The organism is Pseudomonas sp. NY15364 (assembly GCF_048068235.1).
In the GTDB taxonomy this organism is placed as follows: Bacteria; Pseudomonadota; Gammaproteobacteria; order Pseudomonadales; family Pseudomonadaceae; genus Aquipseudomonas; species Aquipseudomonas mendocina_D.
In genome coordinates, this window is sequence record NZ_JBLUPX010000002.1 from 221,235 (window position 1) to 240,891 (window position 19,657).

Below are 19,657 nucleotides of genomic sequence, written 5' to 3' on the forward strand. Positions count from 1 at the left end.
TCTCCCATCGTATGAACGGGGCCACCGGTCTGGCGGCCTGTTCTGATTCAGAGGGCGGTAACGCACACAAAGTTCGCCCTCAACTGTTCTGCAGCTCGGCGAGGATATCGAAGGCGTGCAGGCGGTCGGCGAAGTCGTACATGTCGCAGGTGAAGATCAGTTCGTCCGCTTCGGTTTGCTCCAGCAACTGTTCCAGGCGTTGGCGGACGGTCTGCGGCCCGCCGATGGCGGCCAGGCCGAAGAACTCACCGACGGCCTGGCGCTCGTGCGGCAGCCATAGGCCGTCCATGTTTGGCACCGGCTTGCGCTGCACCATGCTCTGGCCACGGATCAGCGCAAGGATGCGCTGGAACGCGGAGGTGGCCAGGTACTGTGCCTGCTCGTCGCTATCGGCTGCCAGCAGCGGCACGCCGAGCATCACGTAAGGCTTGTCCAGCACTGCCGAAGGGCGGAAGTGGTTACGGTAGGTGCGCACTGCCTCATGCATGTAGCGCGGTGCGAAGTGCGAGGCGAAGGCGTAAGGCAAGCCTTTCATGCCGGCCAATTGAGCGCTGAACAGGCTGGAACCGAGCAACCAGATCGGCACATTGGTCCCTGCACCAGGCATGGCGATCACCCGCTGTCCTTCCTGGCGTGGGCCGAGGTAGGCCTGTAGTTCTTCGACGTCATTGGGGAAGTCGTCGGCGCTGCCATCACGGCTACGGCGCAGGGCATGGGCGGTGTACTGATCGGCGCCGGGCGCGCGGCCCAGGCCCAGCTCGATCCGCCCAGGGTAGAGCGTGGCCAGGGTGCCGAACTGTTCGGCGATCACCAGCGGCGCATGGTTGGGCAGCATCACCCCGCCGGAACCAAGACGGATCTTCGAGGTGCCGGCGGCCAGGTAGCCGAGCAGCACGGAGGTAGCGGAGCTGGCGATGCCGTCCATGTTGTGGTGTTCGGCCACCCAGAATCTTTCGAAGCCGAGACTCTCGACATGGCGGGCCAGCGCCAGCGAATTGTGCAGGGCTTGAGCGGCATCACCATCGTCGCGAATCGGTGCCAAGTCGAGGGTGGAGAGCTTGATGGAGGCCAGTCGGCTCATAGGGAGTCTCCTCGTTGCGTGGCCAGCTACTCTAACCTCTCCGGTTCAGGCTGCGCACGCCAGGCGCAGGCATAGTCATCATCGACGCAGGTGATGTGCTGATACCGTGGCAGGCTGTTCGCGGCGCGGACGGCCTGGCCATGATGGAGCCATATGGCCCGCGGATAGCCGTGTTGGCGAACGAGCCTGCGACTCAGCCAGCGGCGTGCTGGGTGCGGTACTCGCCAGGCGTCAGGCCGGTCCATTGGCGGAAGGCACGGAAGAACACACTGGGCTCGGGGTAGCCCAGCAGCAAGGCGATTTCCGTCGCTGGCAGGCGGCCGTCGCGCAGGTGTTGCTCGGCCAGTTGGCGGCGTGTGTCGGCCAGCAGTTGCTGGTAGCTACAGCCCTCTTCGGCCAACCTTCGCTGCAGGGTGCGTTCGCTCAGGTTTAGCGTACGGGCCAGTTCGGCATGATCGGGCTCACCATGCGCGAGTTGCTCGCCGATTTGGCCGATAACCCGCGCGCTTAGGCTTGCGCTCGGCAAGCGGGCGAGCAGCGTTTCGGCATGCTGACGCAGCAGTTGCTGCAGCGGCAGGTTGGCCTGGATCAGGGGCTTCTGGCACAGCGCGCGGGGCAGGGCGATAGCCCGCGCCTCACATAAGCGGTTACGACCGATTGACCAACAAGGCGTGCATATTCGCCGCAAGCGGTTAGACTTCCCACCCGGACGTCGCTCACAAGGCACGCTCGCTCAAAACAACAGAAAAAAGGAGATATCCCATGAAAGGCAAATCCTTGGCATGGGTCCTGTCCGCCGCGCTCGCGGGTACTGCCCTGAGTGGCATGGCACAGGCCGAAGAGAAATTCGTCACCATCGGCACCGGCGGCCAGACAGGCGTCTATTACGTTGCCGGCCAGTCCATCTGCCGCTTCCTCAACCGTGGCTCGGCTGAGCACGGTATTAAGTGCAACGCGCCAGCCAGTGGCGGCGGTGTGGCCAACGTCAATGGCATTCGCAGCGGCGAATTCAACTTCGGCATCATGCAGTCTGACCACCAGTTCAAGGCCCTTAACGGCGCTGCGCCGTTCGAAGCCGAAGGTGCAATGAGCGACATCCGCGCGGTGTTCTCGCTGCAGAGCGAAGTGTTCACCGTCCTCGCCCGTCGTAGCGCCAACATCGCCAGCTTCGATGATCTTAAAGGCAAGCGCGTCAACGTCGGCAACCCGGGTTCCGGTCAGCGTGACACCCTGGAAGAGATCATGGCTGTCAAAGGCTGGGATCGCTCCGCCTTTGCCCTGGCTGCCGAGCTGAAGCCGGCTGAACAGGCCAGTGCTCTGGGCGACAACAACATCGACGCCATGACCTACTTCGTCGGTCATCCCAACGGCGCGATCCAGGAAGCCACCACCACCACCGACGCCGTTCTGGTTCCGGTGACCGGCGCCGAGATCGACAAGCTGCTGGCCGAGAAGACCTACTACACCAAGGCCGACATCCCTGGCGGTCTGTACAAGGGCAACGATCAGCCGACTCCGTCCATCGGCGGCAAGGCCGTGCTGTCCACCAGCGCCAAGGCTGACCCGGAAGTGGTCTACCAGCTGGTCAAGTCGGTGTTCGACAACATCGATCGCTTCAAGCGTCTGCACCCGGCCTTCGCTGACCTGAAGGAAGAGGACATGATCAAGGTCGGCCTGACTGCTCCGCTGCACGAAGGCGCCGAGCGCTACTACAAAGAGCGCGGCTGGCTGTAAGCCTCGAGCTCTGCCGGTCGATCCGCCGGAGCCCGTGGTTGATGCGCAGCATGCGCGTCGCCCGATTCGCTTCTAGTGTCAAGCAAACCCGTAGACTCCGGTCTGCGGGTTTTGCCGTTTTCGATTACTCAAATGCAGGTTCGCCCCATGCATGACAAGCAACTTTCCACCGAGGAACTGATCGCCCAGGATGTCGGCGCGCGTTCGCCCGCAGGCCTGATGGCCAAGGTGATCGCCGGCCTGGCCCTGCTCTGGTCGCTGTTCCAGTTGTGGATCGCCTCGCCACTGCCGTTCATCTTCGGCGTTGGTGTACTCAACGATACCCAGACCCGCGCCATTCACCTGGCGTTCGCCTTGCTGCTGGCTTTCCTCGCCTATCCGGCATTCAAGAGGTCGCCACGTGATCGCGTGCCGCTGCTGGATATCGCCCTTGGCCTGGTCGCCGCTGCCAGTGCCGCCTATCTGTTTATCTTCTACCAGCAGCTGGCGATGCGCCCTGGCAGCCTGACCACGGGCGACCTGGTCACTGCCTGCATCGGTATCCCACTGCTGCTGGAAGCCACGCGCCGTGCGCTTGGCCCACCCCTGGCGATCATCGCCCTGGTGTTTCTCGTCTACAGTCTGGCCGGCCCCTATATGCCTGGCCTGCTGGCGCATCGCGGGGTCAGCTTCAACGCGCTGGCCAACCACCAGTGGATTACCACCGAGGGCGTGTTCGGTATAGCCCTGGGCGTATCCACCAGCTTCGTGTTCCTCTTCGTATTGTTCGGCGCGTTGCTTGAGCGAGCCGGCGCTGGCCATTACTTCATCCAGCTGGCGTTCAGCCTGCTCGGCCACTTCCGTGGTGGCCCGGCCAAGGCAGCGGTGCTGGCTTCCGGCCTGACCGGGATGATCTCCGGCTCGTCGATTGCCAACGTGGTGACCACCGGCACCTTCACCATTCCGATGATGAAGCGCACCGGCTTCTCCTCGGAGAAGGCCGGCGCGGTCGAAGTGGCCTCCTCGGTCAACGGCCAGATCATGCCGCCGGTAATGGGGGCTGCGGCCTTCCTGATGGTCGAATACATCGGCATGCCCTATGTCGAGATCATCAAGCATGCCTTCCTGCCTGCCGCGATTTCCTACATCGCGCTGCTCTACATCGTCCACCTCGAGGCGCTCAAGCTCGGCCTGCAACCCATTGGCGGCCATCAGCCCAAGCCCTGGCTGCGTCGCCTGACCGGCTTCGCCTTCGGTGCAGCGCTGATCAGTGGCCTTTCGCTGGCGGTCTACTACGGCCTCGGCTGGCTCAAGCCGGCGCTCGGCGAATATGCCCTGCCGGTGATCGGCGTTCTGCTCGCGGTGGTCTACCTGGCGCTGCTGAAAGTCGCCGCCAGTGTGCCGGTACTGCCGCCGGAAGACCCCAACGCACCGCTGGAAGAGCTGCCGCAGACCCGCGCCGTGCTGCTCTCGGGCCTGCACTTCCTGCTGCCGGTGGTGGTGCTGGTCTGGTGCCTGATGATCGAGCGCCTGTCCCCCGGCCTGTCGGCCTTCTGGGGCAGCGTGATGCTGATCATCATCCTGCTCACCCAGCGCCCGCTGCTGAGCTGGATGCGTCGCGATGGCAGTCATGACCATGGCCGTTTCATCGATGGCGTGATCGACCTGCGTGAAGGCCTGATCGCCGGCGCCCGCAACATGATCGGCATCGGTATCGCCACCGCGGCGGCCGGTGTCATCGTCGGTGCGGTTTCGCAGACGGGTGTTGGCCTGGTGTTGGCCGATCTGGTCGAGCTGCTGTCGATGGGCAACCTGCTGCTGATGCTGGTCCTGGTTGCGGTGTTCAGCCTGATCCTCGGCATGGGCCTGCCGACCACCGCCAACTACATCGTGGTGTCCAGCCTGCTGGCGCCGGTGGTGGTGGCGCTGGGGCAGCAGAACGGCTTGATCGTGCCGCTGATCGCGGTGCACCTGTTCGTCTTCTACTTCGGCATCATGGCCGACGTGACTCCGCCGGTGGGGTTGGCCTCGTTCGCTGCCGCTGCGGTGTCCAAGGGCGACCCGATCAAGACCGGTATCGTGGCGTTCTTCTACAGCCTGCGTACCGCTGCGCTGCCGTTCCTGTTCATCTTCAACACCGACCTGCTGCTGATCGATGTCGACTTCTGGCATGGCGTGATCATCTTCATCGTGGCGACCATCGCCATGCTGATATTCGCTGCCGGCACCCAGGGTTTCTTCCTGGTGCGCAGCCGCCTATACGAGAGCGTGTTGCTGCTGCTGGTGGCGTTCACCCTGTTCCGCCCCGGCTTCTGGATGGACATGCTGCACGATCCTTATCAGGAAGTGCCGCCGGCTGAGCTGGCGCAAGCGCTCGATGGGGTGGAGGACGGTAGCTCGCTGCGCCTGCGCATTCTCGGCGAGAACGCCGTGGGCGACTCGCGTGAGTTCACCGTGCTGCTGCCGGTGCCGGACGGTGCTTCGGGCCAGGCGCGCCTGGAGAAGCTCGGCCTGAACCTCTACGAGGAGGGCGACAAAGTGCTGGTGGACAGCGTCACCTTCGGCAGCATCGCAGCCGATGCAGGCCTCGAGTTCGATCAGCAGATCCTCAGCGTGCGGGCACCGACCGACCGCTGGATCAAGGAACTGATGTGGATTCCGGGCTTCCTGCTGTTCGGCCTGGTGGTGCTGCTGCAGCGCCGCCGTATGGTCGCCAAGCCCGCGTAGAGCGCGGCTGAGATCGAAACAAGGCAGCTTCGGCTGCCTTGTTCGTTTATGCCCTGGCGACGGGTTGCTAGACTCGCCGACCTGACCATTCAGACAACAAGGACTCAGCCAGTCATGTCGACGCCACGCGTGCACTATCCCTGGTACAAGAAGGAAGACACCGACGCCTTTTTCGCCCTATTCCAGAACAACATTGCCAACTTCGTGATCATCGCCATCAGCATGCTGGGCATGGGCTTTCCCGCCGAGATCGTGTTCGGTCAGGTGTTGCCGGGCGCGGCGGTGGCGGTGATGGCCGGCAACTTCTACTACGCCTTTAGTGCCGCGCGACTGGCGCGCAAGGAGAACCGTGCCGACGTGACGGCGCTGTCCTATGGCATCAGCACGCCGGTGATGTTCGTCTTCCTGTTCGGCGTGCTGTTGCCGGCGAAGAACCTCACCGGCGATGCCGAGCTGGCCTGGAAGGTGGCCGTGGCCGCGTGCTTCATCAGTGGCCTGATCGAGGCCGCCATCAGCCTGATCGGCAACTGGGTGCAGCGTCATCTGCCGCGTGCGGCCATGCTCGGCGCGGTGGCCGGGGTGGCACTGACCTTCATCGCCGGGGAAATGCTGTTCAAGACTCTGGAAATTCCGGTGATCGGCCTGCTGGTGCTGGCCATCACCATCGTCGGCCTGGTGGCGCGGGTGAGCATGCCGTTCCGCCTCCCTGCCTCGCTGTTCGCCATCGTCGTCGGCACCGCGCTGGCCTACCTGATCGGCGCGGCTGACGGCGGCAAGTTCAGCGATGCCTTCACCCACCTGGGTTTCTACCCGCTGCTGCCCAACCTGGCCTGGTACGAAGGCCTGGGCCTGCTGTTCACCACTCTGCTGGCGCTGATGACGGTAATTTTGCCGATCACCCTGTACAACGCCATCGAGACCATGAACAACGTCGAGGCCATGAGCGCCGCCGGTGACAGCTACAGCGTGCGCGAGTGTCAGGCGGTAGACGGACTCGGCACCTCGCTCGGAGCGCTGTTCGGCGGCGTGTTCCCGACCACCGTGTACATCGCCACAGTGGGTTCGAAGTGGATGGGCGCCGGGCGTGGTTACAGCCTGCTCAATGGCGCGGTGTACGGCTTGGCGACCATGTTCGGTCTGATCGCCTTCATCGCCGCGCTGATTCCGGTATCGGTGGTGGCGCCGATCCTGGTGTTCGTCGGCATGTCGATGATCGCCACCGCGTTCAACAGCAACCACGCCCGTTACTACCCGGCAGTGGCGCTGGCAATGCTGCCTTACTTCGCCAACTACCTGGCGACGCGCTTCAACCGTGGCGCACCCGAAGTGGTCGAGGGCATTTCCAGCGCCATCGGCGCGCTGGGGCAGGGCGCCATGTTCAGCGCCATCCTGCTGGGCGCGATGTGCGTAGCGGTGATCGATCGCCAGTTCCGCCAGGCCACCACCTTCGCCCTGGTGGCGGCGGCCATGGCCTTCGTTGGCCTGATGCACGCGCCGAAGCTGGCTTGGTACGCCGCGCCAGACTTCGTTCACGGCTACCTGCTGATGGCGCTGTTCTTCGCCTGGTACGCCTGGCGCGGCGTCGAGCCGGCCGAGCCCGAGCGTGTGACCGGCGCCGACTGAGTCACTCGCCGCCTTCGAGCTTGAGGGCGCCGGTTTCGCCGCCCTCGAGCACCACGTAGGCGCTGGCGCAGAACAGCGAGTTGAGCCGCTTCATGTCGGCGATCAGCTCCAGGTGCAGGGAGCTGGTTTCGATGCTCTGCACCACCTGGCGTTGCAGACGGCCGATATGGGCGTGGGCCAGGCGTCGCTCCTGCGCGCGGAAGCGGCGCTTCTCGCGCAGCAGCTGGCTGGCGCTGGCGTGGTCGGCGCTGAGGAACACGTTCAGGCCCAGGCGCAGGTTGGCCATCAGTTGTCCGTGCAGGCTGGTGAGCTCCTCCAGCCCCTTTGGGGAGAAGGCCCGGCGTTGCGCGGTCTTCTCGTTCTGGATCTTGCCGAGCATGCGCTCGATCAGATCGCCAGCCTGCTCGAGGTTGACTGCCAGCTCGAGAATCTCTGCCCAGCGCCGGCTTTCGTACTCGCTTAGGTCCTCACGGGGGATTTGTGCGAGGTACAGCTTGATCGCCCGGCACAGAATGGCGACATCGTCATTGAGGCTGCGCAGCTCCTTGTTCAGTGCTGGCTGGTTCTGCTCCAGCACCGGTAGCAGGCGGCTGAGCATGGCTTCGATCTTGTCGCCCACGCGCAGGGTTTCACGTACGGCATTGGCCAGCGCCAGGCTCGGCGTGGCCAACGCCGTTGGGTCGAGGTGGCGTGGTCGGGCGATGCCGCTATCGTCGGCTCGGTCCGGCAGCAGCCAGTTGCAGAAGCGCGCCATCAGCCCGACGCTGGGCAACATCAGCACCGCGCGCAGGCTGTTGTAGAGCAGGTGGAAAAAGATCACCAGCTCCGCCGGGCGCCAGTTCAGGCTGTCCAGCCAATCGGCCAGTGGTTGCAGCACGGGCAGTACCAGCAACAGCCCGATCAGCTTGTAGATCAGGCTGCCCAGCGCCACGCGGCGCCCGGCCGGGTTCTGCAGGCTACTGGTAAGAAAGGCCAGCAGGCCGCTGCCGATATTGGCGCCAATCACCAGCCCAATGGCCACCGGCAGGCTGATCAGCCCGGCGCCAGCCAGGGTCGCGGTGAGCAGCACCGCTGCCAGGCTGGAATAGGTGAGCAGGGCGAACATCGCGCCGACCAGAGCATCGAGCAGCAGATCGCCGGTCAACGAGGCGAACAGCACGCGAATGCCACGTGCCTCGGTGATCGGCGTGGCGGCGGCAACGATCAACTCCAACGCCAGCAGCATCAGCCCGAGGCCTATGGCCACGCGGCCGAGTTGTCCTGCTCGGGTCTGCCGTCGCGAGAGAAAGAAGATCACCCCGAGGAAGATCAGCAGCGGGCTGAGCCAGCTCAGGTCGAGGGTCAGCACGCGAGCCATCAGCGCGGTGCCGACGTCGGCACCGAGCATGATCGCCAGCCCCGGTGCAAGTGCCATCAGGCCCTGAGCGACGAAGGAGGTGACCAGCAGCGCGGTGGCGTTACTGCTCTGCACCAGCGCCGTGACGCCGATGCCGGCGACGAACGCCAGCGGCCGACGACTGATGTTGTGGCTGAGCACCTTGCGCAGTTGTGAACCAAACACGCGCAGTATGCCGGTACGTACGATGTGTGTGCCCCAGACCAACAGGGCAATGGCTGACAGCAAATGCAGCAGGGTCAGCATAAATCGGCCCCCTGAAAGACGGCCGATTAGACGTTATGGTTTCGGCCTGTATAGATGAGCATCGGCCGAAATCATTCAGAAAGCCAGTCAACCGTCGCGCAGCACCTTGAGTTCGGCATCGTCGGCGGAGAAACCGCGCTCGAGTTTGAACTTGAGGCTGAGGTCGGTACGCGAGTCGGCGAACTTGAGCGCTTCGGCCAGGGTGATGCGTCCGGCTTCGAGCAGGGCGAACAGGTGTTGATCGAAGGTCTGCAGGCCCTGTTCGGAAGCCCGCGCAGTGGCCTCGCGCAGCTCCTCCAGTTCATCTCGCTGGATCAGGTCGCGGATATAGGGCGTGCCCAACATCAGCTCCACCGCCGCCACGCGCTTCTGTTCGATGCCGGGCACCAGGCGCTGGCCGACCACCGCGAGCAGGTTGTGCGCGACGTCGGCCAGTACCTGCTTGCGAGCGTCGTCGGGGAAGAAGCGGGCGATACGTTCGATGGCGTGGCTGCTGCTGGTGGCGTGCAGCGTGGCGACGCACAGGTGGCCGGTTTCGGCGTAGTGCAGGGCATGCTGCATGGTGGCGGCGTCGCGGATTTCGCCAAGCATGATCACGTCCGGCGCCTCACGCAGCACGTTGCGCAGCGCGTCGTCGAAACTGTGGGTGTCGAGGCCGACTTCACGCTGGTCGATGATCGAGCGCTGATGGCTGTGGAGAAACTCGATAGGGTCTTCGATGCAGACGATATGCCCGCTCTTGTGGCGATTGCGGAAATCCAGCATCGCCGCCAGCGTGGTGGACTTGCCCGAGCCGGCCGCGCCGGTGACCAGGATCAGCCCGCGGTCCTGCATGGCCAGTTTCTCCAGCAGCCTGGGCAGGCCAAGTGCCTCGAAGCTGGGGATCTCGCTCTTGATCAGGCGCACCACCATGGCCACTTCGCCGCGCTGGTAATAGACGTTGACCCGATAACGCCCGGCGCCCTGCAGGCCGACGGCCAGGTTCATCTCCAGGTCGCGTTCGAACTCGGCGATCTGCTTCTGCGTCATCAGTTGATAGGCCAGCTGCTGCACCTCACCGGCCTTCATGATGCGCTGGCCGACGGGCTGGCTATGCCCTTCGACCTTCATGTGCGGCGGCGCGCCGACGCTGAAGAACAGGTCTGAGCCGGCATGTTGATGCATCAGCTGCAGGTAGGGGAAAACATCGGGCTGGTCGTTGGCGCTGGTGTCATTCATCGGCGTGTCGCAGTCGGTTCGTGGTGCAGCAAGGATAGTCGTAGTCTTGCAATGCCTCTTGTTCCGTATCAAGAGAACCTGATGAATTGTCGCCCTATAACCGGGTTGCACTGGACAGCCTGGCTTGCGACAGCGAGAGTCAATGATCAGGGTTAGTAAGGCGCATGCACGCCAGTTATTGGAGATTGATGGTGGGATTCTGGGGGGCGGCTCTGCTGGGCCTGCTGTTGTGCGCATCGGTGCGAGCGGAGGTGCTGCACCTGGCTACCGGCGACGACTACGCACCGTTCACCGGTAAGGCATTGCCCGGCCAAGGCATGCTTACCCAGGTGGTGCGTGCGGCATTGGCCGAGCAGGGCACGGCGATCACGCTCGACTGGCTGCCCTGGAACCGCGGTTACCTGAAAGCCAAGCGCGTTGAGTACAACGCCACCTTTCCCTACATCCGTTCTGCCGAGCGCGAGGCGGAGTTTCTCTACTCGGCGCCCATTTATGTGGCCGAACCATACATCTTCAGCCGGGCCGGTGATCACATCGAGCTCGATGATCTGCCCGCCATGATCGGCCGGCGACTCTGCTATCCGCTGGGCTGGCAGCCACCGGCGGCGATCCAGCAAATGGTCGAGCAGGGTGTGCTGCGCCGTCATTCTCCACTGGGTCTGCAGGAATGCGCACGGCTGCTGCTGCTCGAACGTGACGACCTGTTCATTGCCGACCGTAACCTGGGGGGCAGTGCTTTGCACAGTGCTGGCGCTGAACTGGCGCAGTTTCACCGGTCACGGGTGCCGTTTCAGAGCAGTACGCTGCACTTCATCGTCTCGCGGCAGCACCCGCGTGCTACCGAGTTGATCGAGCGCTTCAATCGTGGGCTCGAGGCGCTCAAGGTACGCGGAGAGTATCAGCGGCTGATCGAGAGTTACGCGCAGTAGCCGTTCACGCCAGCATCATCATGATCGCCACCAGACTTCCTGCTGCCAGCAACGTCTGCAGGGTGATTATGCCGGCCATCAACTGGCTGTCGCCGCCAAGTTGGCGAGTCAGCACATAGGCCGTGGGGGCGGTGGGCAGAGCAAAGAACAGCACCAGCACTGCGCTCTCCATGGCCGGCAGGGCCAGTGCCCAGGCCACGCACCAGGCCAGCAGCGGCATCGCCAGCAGGCGCAGGGCGCTGTTCCAGGTCAACGCCGGGATTTCTCCGCCCAGTTGCTCTGGCTTGAGTGCGGCACCCACACAGAGCAGGCCCAGCGGCAGGCTAGCAGCAGCCAGCAGGTTGAGTAGACGGTCGCTGCCACCCGGCAGGCCGATACCCGTGAGGTTGAACAGCGCTCCGCCGACGCAGGCGAGGATCAGTGGGTTCTTGATGATCGGCAGCAGCAGGCTGCGCGCGCTGACGCCACGTTCGGCGGTCAGCGACCACACCGACAGCACGTTCACCGTCGGCACCATCAGGGCCAGCATCAGTGCGGCGAGGGTCAGCCCCTCCTGACCGAACAGGCTGCCGACCGCGGCCAGGCCCAGGTAGGTGTTGAAGCGCAGGATGCCCTGAGTGAAGGCGCCAAAACGCCCCGCCGGCCAGCCACGCAGGCGCCGCACCAGCAGCAGCGCCAGCCAGGCGATGCCCAGGCCGAGCAGCACCGCCAATGCCAGACGCGGCAAGGCCGGATTGTTCAGCGGCGCACGGGCCAGGCTGGAGAACAGCAGGGCAGGGAACAGAATGAAGTAATTGAGGCGCTCGGCACCCGGCCAGAAAGCCTCGCTGGGGAACTCGCGCAGGCGCAGCCAGTAGCCGGCGACTATCATGGCGAACAGCGGCCACAAGGCCAGCAACAGGTCTATCACGGGAACCCCCGGTGGTGGTGAGCGCCCATCTTGGTCAGCGGCGCGGGGCAATGCAAGGCGGAGGCAAGATGAAGGTCGAACATCAGGGCGGCTGCCAGTGTGGTGCACTGCGCTATCGGATCAATGCGCCGCTGACGGATATCGCGCACTGCCATTGCTCGGTCTGCCGGCGCAGCAGTGGCGGCATTCTCACTACCTGGGCCACGGTACCGCGCCAGGCATTTCACTGGCTGCGCGGCACGCCGAAGGCGTTCGCCTCATCAGCCAGCTGTACACGCTATTTCTGTGCGGACTGCGGTGCACATCTGGCGCTGCTCACTTCGCTCAGCCCGGATACGCTGGATGTAACCGTCGCCACGCTGGACAAGCCGGAGCAAGCCCCGGCGGATCGGCATATCTGGGTGAGCAGCCGGCTGTCCTGGTTGACGGTCGATCCGCAATTGCCGGAAGAGTGGCAAGAAGAGATAGATTAGGTAGCTCAACATAAACGCATAAGGGATCGATTCAGAGTTAATCGCAGATTGATTTTTGCGCCGAAAAGCATTCCCATGAAGCGATGTCTATGTCACATTTCGAAAAATTAAGTACAGCTAACGTTTGAATACAAAAGGCTTTTTAGCCTTGCTGACTGACGCGATCTTCCAACGTCATTTGGAATGATTGTGCCGTAATTTCTATTTTCAGATGGCCAGGGAAAGGATGACCGCACATGTCAGGCGCATTGCTCCGCACGGGTAACCTTCAGGAATTCAAGGCGCTGGGTGTCGATGGTCAGCCGGTGTACAGCGCCGCGCTGCAACTGCGCGAGGCCATTCGCCTGAAGATGGGGCGCGAAGCCTCCAGTTGCCTAGCCATTCCGCAGCCCAACGAAACCGGTGACCGCATCGATTGGTACGCGCCTGCAGAGGGCGACGTGATCCCCTGGTCGGCGGCCACGGTTGAGGAGCGCGCGAATGCCTATGCTCAGCTTGAGGTGATGCACGCCAAACTGGGTGCTACCAGCGAAAGCATGCGTGCTGACGCGCAGAACCGGGAAAAGCAGATATTCGGTCGCCTGCTGGAAAAAACCATTCACTTTCCCGACAGCGACCATGTCTACCTGGTCGATGGCAAGCCCGTCATCACCTTCTGGGGGTTCACCGATCACGCGGGAACCTATGATCACGACCCGCTGTTGTGTCTGCGTCCGCCTGTGCCCAGCGCTGCGCCAGTAGCACCGCTCGCGCCGCCCCCGCTGGCCGCCGCCGTGCCGGTTGAGGTGGTGAAGAAGTCGCGTTGGTGGCGCTGGCTGTGGCTGTTGCTCCTGCCACTGCTCCTGCTGTTGCTGTTGTTCTTGCTGCGCGCCTGTGCGCCAACGGTCGAGTTGCCACTCGGCCTCGATCGCATCGATCTGCCGGGATTGCCGGTGTATGAGCGTGATATCGGCGTGTTCGGTCGTGGTGGGTCGGTCGATGGCGCCGGGTCGGGTGCTGCTATCGATGGTCAACTGCCGGACGGACAAGAGTCTCCCGCTGCCGAGCAGGAGGAGGGCGCTGCTGCACACGACGAGCTCGATGCACCGGGCGAAGAACCGCCGCCGTCCGCGCCTGAAGATGCAGCCGCTGAGGAGCCACCAGCCGACCCGCCACAGGAGCAGCAGGAACCTCGCAAGCAACCGCCGGGTCGGGACGTACCACAAGACCTGAGCATTCCCCCGCAGGCACTGGAAACCGGCTCCACTGAGTTCCTCAACGGTAACTGGAAAGCGGGTGCCGGTATTCAGGATGCGCAGACCGGCAAGCCCATGCAACTCGACTATGACTTCAAGGATGGCAAGGGGCAGGTCAAGGTGCGACGTGGTGATGGTGTCGAGTGCTCGGGTGCGGTGAATGCCGCGATGCAGGGCGGCAAGCTGGCGATCAACAACCAGGGGCAGGCTGCCTGCAACGATGGCAGCAGCTACAAGCTGCCGGAAGTCGTGTGCAGCCCGGATAGCCGTAGCGCTGCTGACTGCACGGGTAGTTATGAGAACAAGCAATTCCCCATGTCCATGAGGCAGGGCGTCGAGTAACAGGCCCTTGAAATTCCAGGCAGTTCCAACGGCCTGCCACGACCCGAGAACAGGGCGGAAAAACGCATCATGTTTCCAGAAAAGACCGACTACGAAGATAAGATCACCCTGATCATGGGCAGCGGTGTCCAGTTCCTGGATTTCGCCGTGACCCTTGAACTGCGCCGCGAACTACCTGGCGAGTTCGTGCGCCAGCGCAACGATGGCCCGTTGGCGCGGCTGATGTTCGATGAACGCAGCAACAGCTTTTTCCATCCGGCAGCCCCGGGCAGTCCTGTGAGCCCGGCCTACAGCGTAGCGGTCGACCAGTCGGTGCGTCTGCTCAAAGGGCTCTGGCTACCCTTGCCATTCTTTCGCTTCAGCCCACCTCGGCGTTTCGACGATGGCCCGTCGAACTGGGCGCGTATGCGTATCATCGAGCTCAAGGAGGGTGAGGATCCAGATGGTCATACTCACCGGGTGACCCTGGCCTTCGATACCAAAGTATTCGCCAGCCGCAGCGATACCGCCTATCTGGCGCCGACCAGTGATGATGTGCGAGCCGGCGCGGCATTTGCCCTGGCACATCAGGCCGACGAGATGGGCTGGTTCCTCGACCTGGCCTGGGTCGATGGCTGGCTACGCGAAGTGTTCACCGAGCAGGCGCAACTGCCGCCGATACGCATGCAGTTCGATGACATCGAGCACGAGTGTCAGGAGCTCTATCACCAGGCGCACTACCTCAACGTGCTGCACCTGCTCGGTACGGCGTTGCCGGTGCCGGAGCTCAAGGTGGTGTCCAACCGCGATAGCGACCTGCACAAGGCGATTCCGGTGGACATGGTGCTCGATGTCGGCAACTCGCGCACCTGCGGCATCCTGATCGAGGATCACCCGCAGGAGAACGATGGCCTGAGCAAGCGCTATGAGCTGGAACTGCGTGACCTGACCCAGCCCGAGCACGTTTATCCAGAACCTTTCGAAAGCCGTATCGAGTTCGCTCAGGCGGTATTCGGCAAGGATCACTTTTCGGTGCAAAGTGGCCGTCGCGAGGCCTTCCAGTGGCCGACCATCGCCCGCATTGGTCGCGAGGCCGGACGTCTGGCCAGTCGTCGGCGTGGAACCGAAGGCTCGACCGGCCTGTCCAGCCCGAAGCGTTACCTGTGGGACGAGGACAACTATGAGCCGGGCTGGCGCTTCAACTGCGCCTACGTCAAATCCGAAAGCGAGCCGCACGCCACTGCTGCGCCAGTCGCCGGGTTGATCAACGAGAAAGGTCAGGCGCTCTACAGCCTGCCCTTCGACGAACGCATGCCGGTGTTCCACCCGCACTATTCGCGCAGCTCGTTGATGACCTTCATGCTCTGCGAAGTGCTCGGCCAGGCATTGATGCAGATAAACAGCCCGTCGCAGCGTCTGCGCATGAGCCATTCGCGCGTGCCGCGCCACTTGCGCTCGATCATCCTCACCGTGCCGCCGTCGATGCCCAAGCCCGAGCGCGAAATCTTCGCCAAGTGCATGGAGCAGGCCATCGGCCTGGTGTGGAAGAGCCTTGGCTGGCACCCTGAGGACGATCCGATCAATATCAAGGACGCCAAGAGCCGCGAGACCGCTTGGCCATTCCTACCGGAAGTGCATGTGCAGTGGGACGAGGCCACCTGCGGCCAGGTCGTCTACCTGTTCAACGAAACGCAGAATAACTTCGCCGGTCGTCCGGAGGAGTTCTTTGCCACCATGGCGCGTCCGGATCAGCCGCACAAGGATCGTCTGACCATCGCTTCGATCGATATCGGTGGTGGCACCACCGACCTGGTGATCACCGAATATCGGCTCGATGATGGCGTGGGTAGCAACGTCTATATCACCCCCTCGCAGCGTTTTCGCGATGGTTTCAAGGTCGCCGGTGACGACATCCTGCTCGACGTGATCCGCCAGTTCGTCCTACCGGCATTGGGCTCGGCGCTGCGTGATGCGGGTGTCGACAACCCTGATGCGCTGCTGTCCAAGCTGATTGGCAGCGAGCCGCTGGCCGTGCAGGACGCCGTGCTGCGCCAGCAACTGACTCTGCAGTTGTTCAGCCCTATCGGTCTGCGCTTGCTCAAGGCCTACGAACAATATGACCCGCTGGATGCCGGCACCCTGGTCAGAGGCACTTTCGGCGAACTGCTTGGCGACGAGCGCCCCACCGACGATGTGCTTGACTATTTCAGCAGTGCCGTACGCCGCCAACTGGGTAACGGCAGCGAGCCGTTCGATTTGCTGGCGACAACGCTCAACGTCAGTCTGCGGCGCATTCACGAGGCGTTCATCGGCGATCGCATGAACATCGGCAAGACCATTCAGGCGCTGTGCGAAGTTGTCCACAGCTACCCCTGCGATGTGCTCCTGCTCACTGGGCGTCCGTCGCGTCTGCCCGGTGTGCAGGCGCTGTTTCGCAAGCTGCTGCCGTTGCCGCCGGGACGCATCCTGCCGCTCAACCAGTACCGCACCGGTGGCTGGTACCCGTTCAACAAGCTCGACCGTATCGAGGACCCGAAGACCACGGCTGCAGTCGGCGCCATGCTCTGTCTGCTCAGCCGCAGCCTGCGGCTGCCCAACTTCTTCTTCCGTTCGGCGGCGTTCAAACCCTACTCGACGTTGAAGTTCCTCGGTCTGATCGACAATAACAACGTGATCAAGGACGGTAACGTCTACTTCCGCGATATCGATCTCGACGACCCCGAGTACGAGCTGCCCGAGTTGACCTTCGATATGCGCGGCACCATGCGCCTGGGCTTCCGCCAACTGGCCAACGAACGCTGGTCGGCAGCGCCGCTGTACATCCTCAGCATCGAGAACCAGAAGCTGCGCGAGCAGGTCGCTTCCCAGGGGCTGGTGCTCAAGGTGCGCCTGGGCATCAAGCCTTCGCGCAATCCGGCTGAAGGCAGCGAGAGCTTCGAATTTCTTGGTGCCGAATCCAACAGTGGTTCGGTCAGCCGCTCGCACATTCGCCTGCGCCTCAACACCCTGTCCGACGCCGGGCTGGGTGAATCCCAATATTGGCTCGACAGCGGGAGTGTGTTTCGCAAATGAGTAACTCGCCTGAGCAACTGACCCGACACTGGGCCGCCATTCATACCGGTGCCGGCGAGGCGATCCGCTGGATCGGCGACGTGCGCCGCAGCGCGCCACGCCTGGATAACGAAGCGGACGACCTGATCCTCAGCCTGCGTCGCGTGCGCAATACCGCCCGACGCCTGGGCGGCGTTTCCGGCCTGCCGATGACCGTGGGTTTCTTCGGTCTGTCCCAGGCCGGCAAGTCGTACCTGATCTCGACCCTGGCTGCCGGTGCCAACGGCAAGCTGGAGACTGATTTCGGTGGCAGTCGTCTGGACTTCCTCACCCATGTCAATCCGCCGGGTGGAGGCAAAGAGGCCACCGGCCTGGTCACCCGTTTCAGCCGTACTGCGCGCCCCGGCCCGGACGATTTCCCGCTGGAGCTGAAGCTGTTCGGCGAAGTGGAAGTGGCCAAGGTGCTGGCCAACTCCTTTTTCAACGATTTCAACACCGAGAAGGTGTCCTATCGCTTCGACGAAGCGGCCATCCGCCAACTGCTCAAGGAACTCGGCCAGCGCCGCCAGCTCAAGCCGGTGCCCGGAGTCAGCGAGGACGACGTGGTGGCCCTGTGGGACTACCTGCAAGGCAGTTTCCCGGCGTCGCTGAGTGGTCTGGCTGGGTACTACTGGCCCGTGGCCGTGGAGCTGGCGCCCTGGCTGGCGGTGGAGGATCGCACCCGGCTGTTCTCGATCTTCTGGGGTGAGATCAACGAGTTGAGCGAGGCCTACCAGAGCTTCGCCAGAACCCTGGGCAGCTTGGGTAACGCCGATCGCGTATTCGCTCCGCTCGATGCCCTGGTGCGGCAGACCGACAAGGGCCTGTCGCAGGCCGACAGCATCATGAACGTCGACATGCTCGAGCGCTTGGGCAAGGACAGCGACAAGCGCATCGGCGTGCGCCCATTCATCGACGGCGAGCTGCGTGCGTCGGTCGAGCTGTCCCTGGCGCAACTAGCGGCACTCACCGTCGAGTTGGTGTTCCCGTTGGTTGAGCCTACTAGCGAGCCGCTGTTCGAGCAGGTCGACCTGCTCGATTTTCCCGGCTATCGCGGCCGCTTGTCGGTCGAGTCGTTGGATGACGTGCGTCGCGCGGTGAGCAGCGACGAAGCCAGCCCGGTGGCGCAACTGATCCTGCGCGGCAAGGTTGCCTATTTGTTCGAGCGCTACACCGACAGCCAGGAAATGAACGTGCTGATCGTCTGTACGCCATCGAACAAGCAGTCCGACGTCACCGCTGTCGGTCCGGTACTGACCCGCTGGATCGACAAGACCCAGGGCGCCAAGCCCGAAGAGCGTGCTCTGCGTAAGCCGGGCCTGCTGTGGGCCATCACCATGTTCGACATGCGCATTGGTAGCGACTTGGACAAGGGCGAAGACCTGCTGCGCCTCGGTTGGGGTAGCGGCGGCATGATGAAGATGACCATGCTCGAACGCTTCGGCCAGTACACCTGGCTGCAGGAGTGGACGGCCGGTCAGCCCTTCGCTAACACCTTCCTGGTGCGCAAACCGCGCATGAAGGTGACCTTCCTCGACGTGCAGGCGGGTGAAGAGATCGGTATCAACGCCGCTGCCCAGGATTCGCTGGGGCTGATGCGCAGCACCTTTGTCGAGGACGAAACTGTACAGCGACACATCAACCAGCCGCAGCTGGCCTGGGACGCGATGCTGGAGCTGAACGATGGCGGCATGGGCCGTATCAGCCAGTACCTGCGTGGCGTGGCGCTGTGCGAGGTCAAGCTGGGGCGTATTCGTGAACAGCTCGATGATGTATTACATCTGCTGGAAAACCGGCTTGGCCATTGGTATCAGGCAGAAGGCGCTGGCGAGCTGGAGAAGAAGCGCAAGATCGCCAAGCAGATCTTCGACGCGGTCTGGCCGCGGCGCATTCTGCTGGGTGAACTGTTGCAGAGAATGCAATTGCCAGACGATCTGGTTCGGGGTCTATACCTGCGCGCCGATGATGAAGAAGCTACTGCTTTGGTGAGCGATAGTGGAGGCAGCGGTGTTGTCAGCGGGGGGGCGCTCAACCTGGGGGATGACCTGGGTCACGACGATGGTTTTGATCTGTTCGGCGACAATGAGTCGGCACCTCTCTCGTCGAGCAATGCCTTACCGCTGCGCTCCAGTGGTAGCGATGCACGTTTCGCCCAGGCCGTACTGCGTGAGTGGATAAGCCACCTGCGCCACCTGCCTGAAGACATGCGCCTGATGACCTATCTGGGGTTCTCCAAACCTGCGGTCGAGGCTCTGGTTGATGAGCTCATCACCGGCGCCAGTCGCCTCGACCTGCAAACACGCCTGCTGCAGGCCATCGTCAGTACCGAGCAGATTGGTACCAAGCGCGAGCAACTGGCCGGACGCCAGGTACTCACCGCGAAAACCGTGCTGGGCGATTTCATCGGCTGGCTAGGGTTCATCGAGTCACCGCAGGAGCAGCGTCCCGACAGCCGCATCGAGCGTGGCGCCAAGCTATTCCAGGCGCCGCCGGTTATCTTCCCCGGCAAGTTGCCGGAACTGCCGGCGCAACCCCTGGAACACACGCGCAACTATGTCGGCGACTGGCTGGTGGCGTTGGCCAAGATCGCTGAAGACAATGCCGGTCACAGTGCCGGCCGAGAAATCACACCGGAGCAGAACGAGGCGCTGGGCAAGGTGCTCGCCACTCTGCATGCGGATCGGACGGAATAAGT

Annotated in this window: 12 protein-coding genes and 1 pseudogene; 8 read left to right on the top strand and 5 right to left on the bottom strand. The window is 63.2% G+C overall.

Translation table 11 applies throughout. The annotated features are described in order from the left end of the window. Window positions 1–79: 79 nt before the first annotated feature. A complete protein-coding gene (locus tag ACNFCJ_RS03390; protein ID WP_416769803.1) occupies window positions 80–1,081 on the bottom strand; it encodes an LLM class flavin-dependent oxidoreductase in 1,002 nt (333 codons plus the stop codon). 193 nt (window positions 1,082–1,274) lie between these two features. Beyond that, window positions 1,275–1,709: pseudogene (locus ACNFCJ_RS03395) on the bottom strand (helix-turn-helix transcriptional regulator); the annotation flags it as partial. A 134-nt stretch (window positions 1,710–1,843) separates the two neighbouring features. On the opposite strand from ACNFCJ_RS03395, the gene ACNFCJ_RS03400 reads away from it, so the two are divergent. From ACNFCJ_RS03400 to ACNFCJ_RS03410, 3 genes are all read left to right on the top strand, one after another. Further along, window positions 1,844–2,815 carry a TAXI family TRAP transporter solute-binding subunit gene (locus tag ACNFCJ_RS03400; protein ID WP_017676131.1) on the top strand — a complete coding sequence of 324 codons (972 nt, stop codon included), beginning with the start codon at window positions 1,844–1,846 and terminating at the stop codon, window positions 2,813–2,815. A gap of 147 nt (window positions 2,816–2,962) precedes the next feature. Continuing rightward, window positions 2,963–5,521 (top strand): TRAP transporter permease, encoded by a 2,559-nt coding sequence (locus ACNFCJ_RS03405; RefSeq protein ID WP_416769805.1) that lies wholly within the window; start codon window positions 2,963–2,965, stop codon window positions 5,519–5,521. Between the two features lie 114 nt (window positions 5,522–5,635). Beyond that, window positions 5,636–7,144: an NCS2 family permease gene (locus ACNFCJ_RS03410; protein WP_179543576.1), complete on the top strand. Its 1,509-nt coding sequence runs from the start codon at window positions 5,636–5,638 to the stop codon at window positions 7,142–7,144. Window position 7,145: 1 nt separating this feature from the next. Here ACNFCJ_RS03410 and ACNFCJ_RS03415 read toward each other — a convergent pair whose 3' ends face one another. Together ACNFCJ_RS03415 and ACNFCJ_RS03420 are read right to left on the bottom strand one after the other, a co-directional pair. Next, complete coding sequence (locus ACNFCJ_RS03415) at window positions 7,146–8,786, bottom strand: Na/Pi cotransporter family protein (protein WP_416769806.1); 1,641 nt, start codon at window positions 8,784–8,786, stop codon at window positions 7,146–7,148. Between the two features lie 87 nt (window positions 8,787–8,873). Beyond that, window positions 8,874–10,004, bottom strand: a complete 1,131-nt coding sequence (locus ACNFCJ_RS03420; protein WP_416769807.1) for a PilT/PilU family type 4a pilus ATPase — start codon at window positions 10,002–10,004, stop codon at window positions 8,874–8,876. 188 nt (window positions 10,005–10,192) lie between these two features. Between ACNFCJ_RS03420 and ACNFCJ_RS03425 the strand changes: the two genes are divergently transcribed. Next, window positions 10,193–10,933 (top strand): substrate-binding periplasmic protein, encoded by a 741-nt coding sequence (locus ACNFCJ_RS03425; RefSeq protein ID WP_279531600.1) that lies wholly within the window; start codon window positions 10,193–10,195, stop codon window positions 10,931–10,933. Window positions 10,934–10,937: 4 nt separating this feature from the next. On the opposite strand, the gene ACNFCJ_RS03430 is transcribed toward ACNFCJ_RS03425, so the two are convergent. Beyond that, window positions 10,938–11,804 carry an AEC family transporter gene (locus ACNFCJ_RS03430; RefSeq protein WP_231976619.1) on the bottom strand — a complete coding sequence of 289 codons (867 nt, stop codon included), beginning with the start codon at window positions 11,802–11,804 and terminating at the stop codon, window positions 10,938–10,940. Window positions 11,805–11,911: 107 nt separating this feature from the next. Between ACNFCJ_RS03430 and ACNFCJ_RS03435 the strand changes: the two genes are divergently transcribed. The 4 genes from ACNFCJ_RS03435 (at window position 11,912) to ACNFCJ_RS03450 (ending at window position 19,655) form a co-directional block, all read left to right on the top strand. Further along, window positions 11,912–12,316, top strand: coding sequence for a GFA family protein (locus tag ACNFCJ_RS03435; RefSeq protein WP_004425315.1), 405 nt, complete (start codon window positions 11,912–11,914; stop codon window positions 12,314–12,316). Between the two features lie 236 nt (window positions 12,317–12,552). Beyond that, window positions 12,553–13,893, top strand: a complete 1,341-nt coding sequence (locus tag ACNFCJ_RS03440) for an SrfA family protein (protein WP_279531599.1) — start codon at window positions 12,553–12,555, stop codon at window positions 13,891–13,893. A gap of 69 nt (window positions 13,894–13,962) precedes the next feature. Further along, window positions 13,963–16,944 (top strand): virulence factor SrfB, encoded by a 2,982-nt coding sequence (locus ACNFCJ_RS03445; RefSeq protein ID WP_416769809.1) that lies wholly within the window; start codon window positions 13,963–13,965, stop codon window positions 16,942–16,944. Further along, on the top strand, window positions 16,941–19,655 hold the full coding sequence (locus ACNFCJ_RS03450; protein WP_147810116.1) for a putative virulence factor: 2,715 nt from the start codon (window positions 16,941–16,943) through the stop codon (window positions 19,653–19,655). Before ACNFCJ_RS03445 ends, ACNFCJ_RS03450 begins: the two co-directional genes overlap by 4 nt. Window positions 19,656–19,657: the final 2 nt, after the last annotated feature.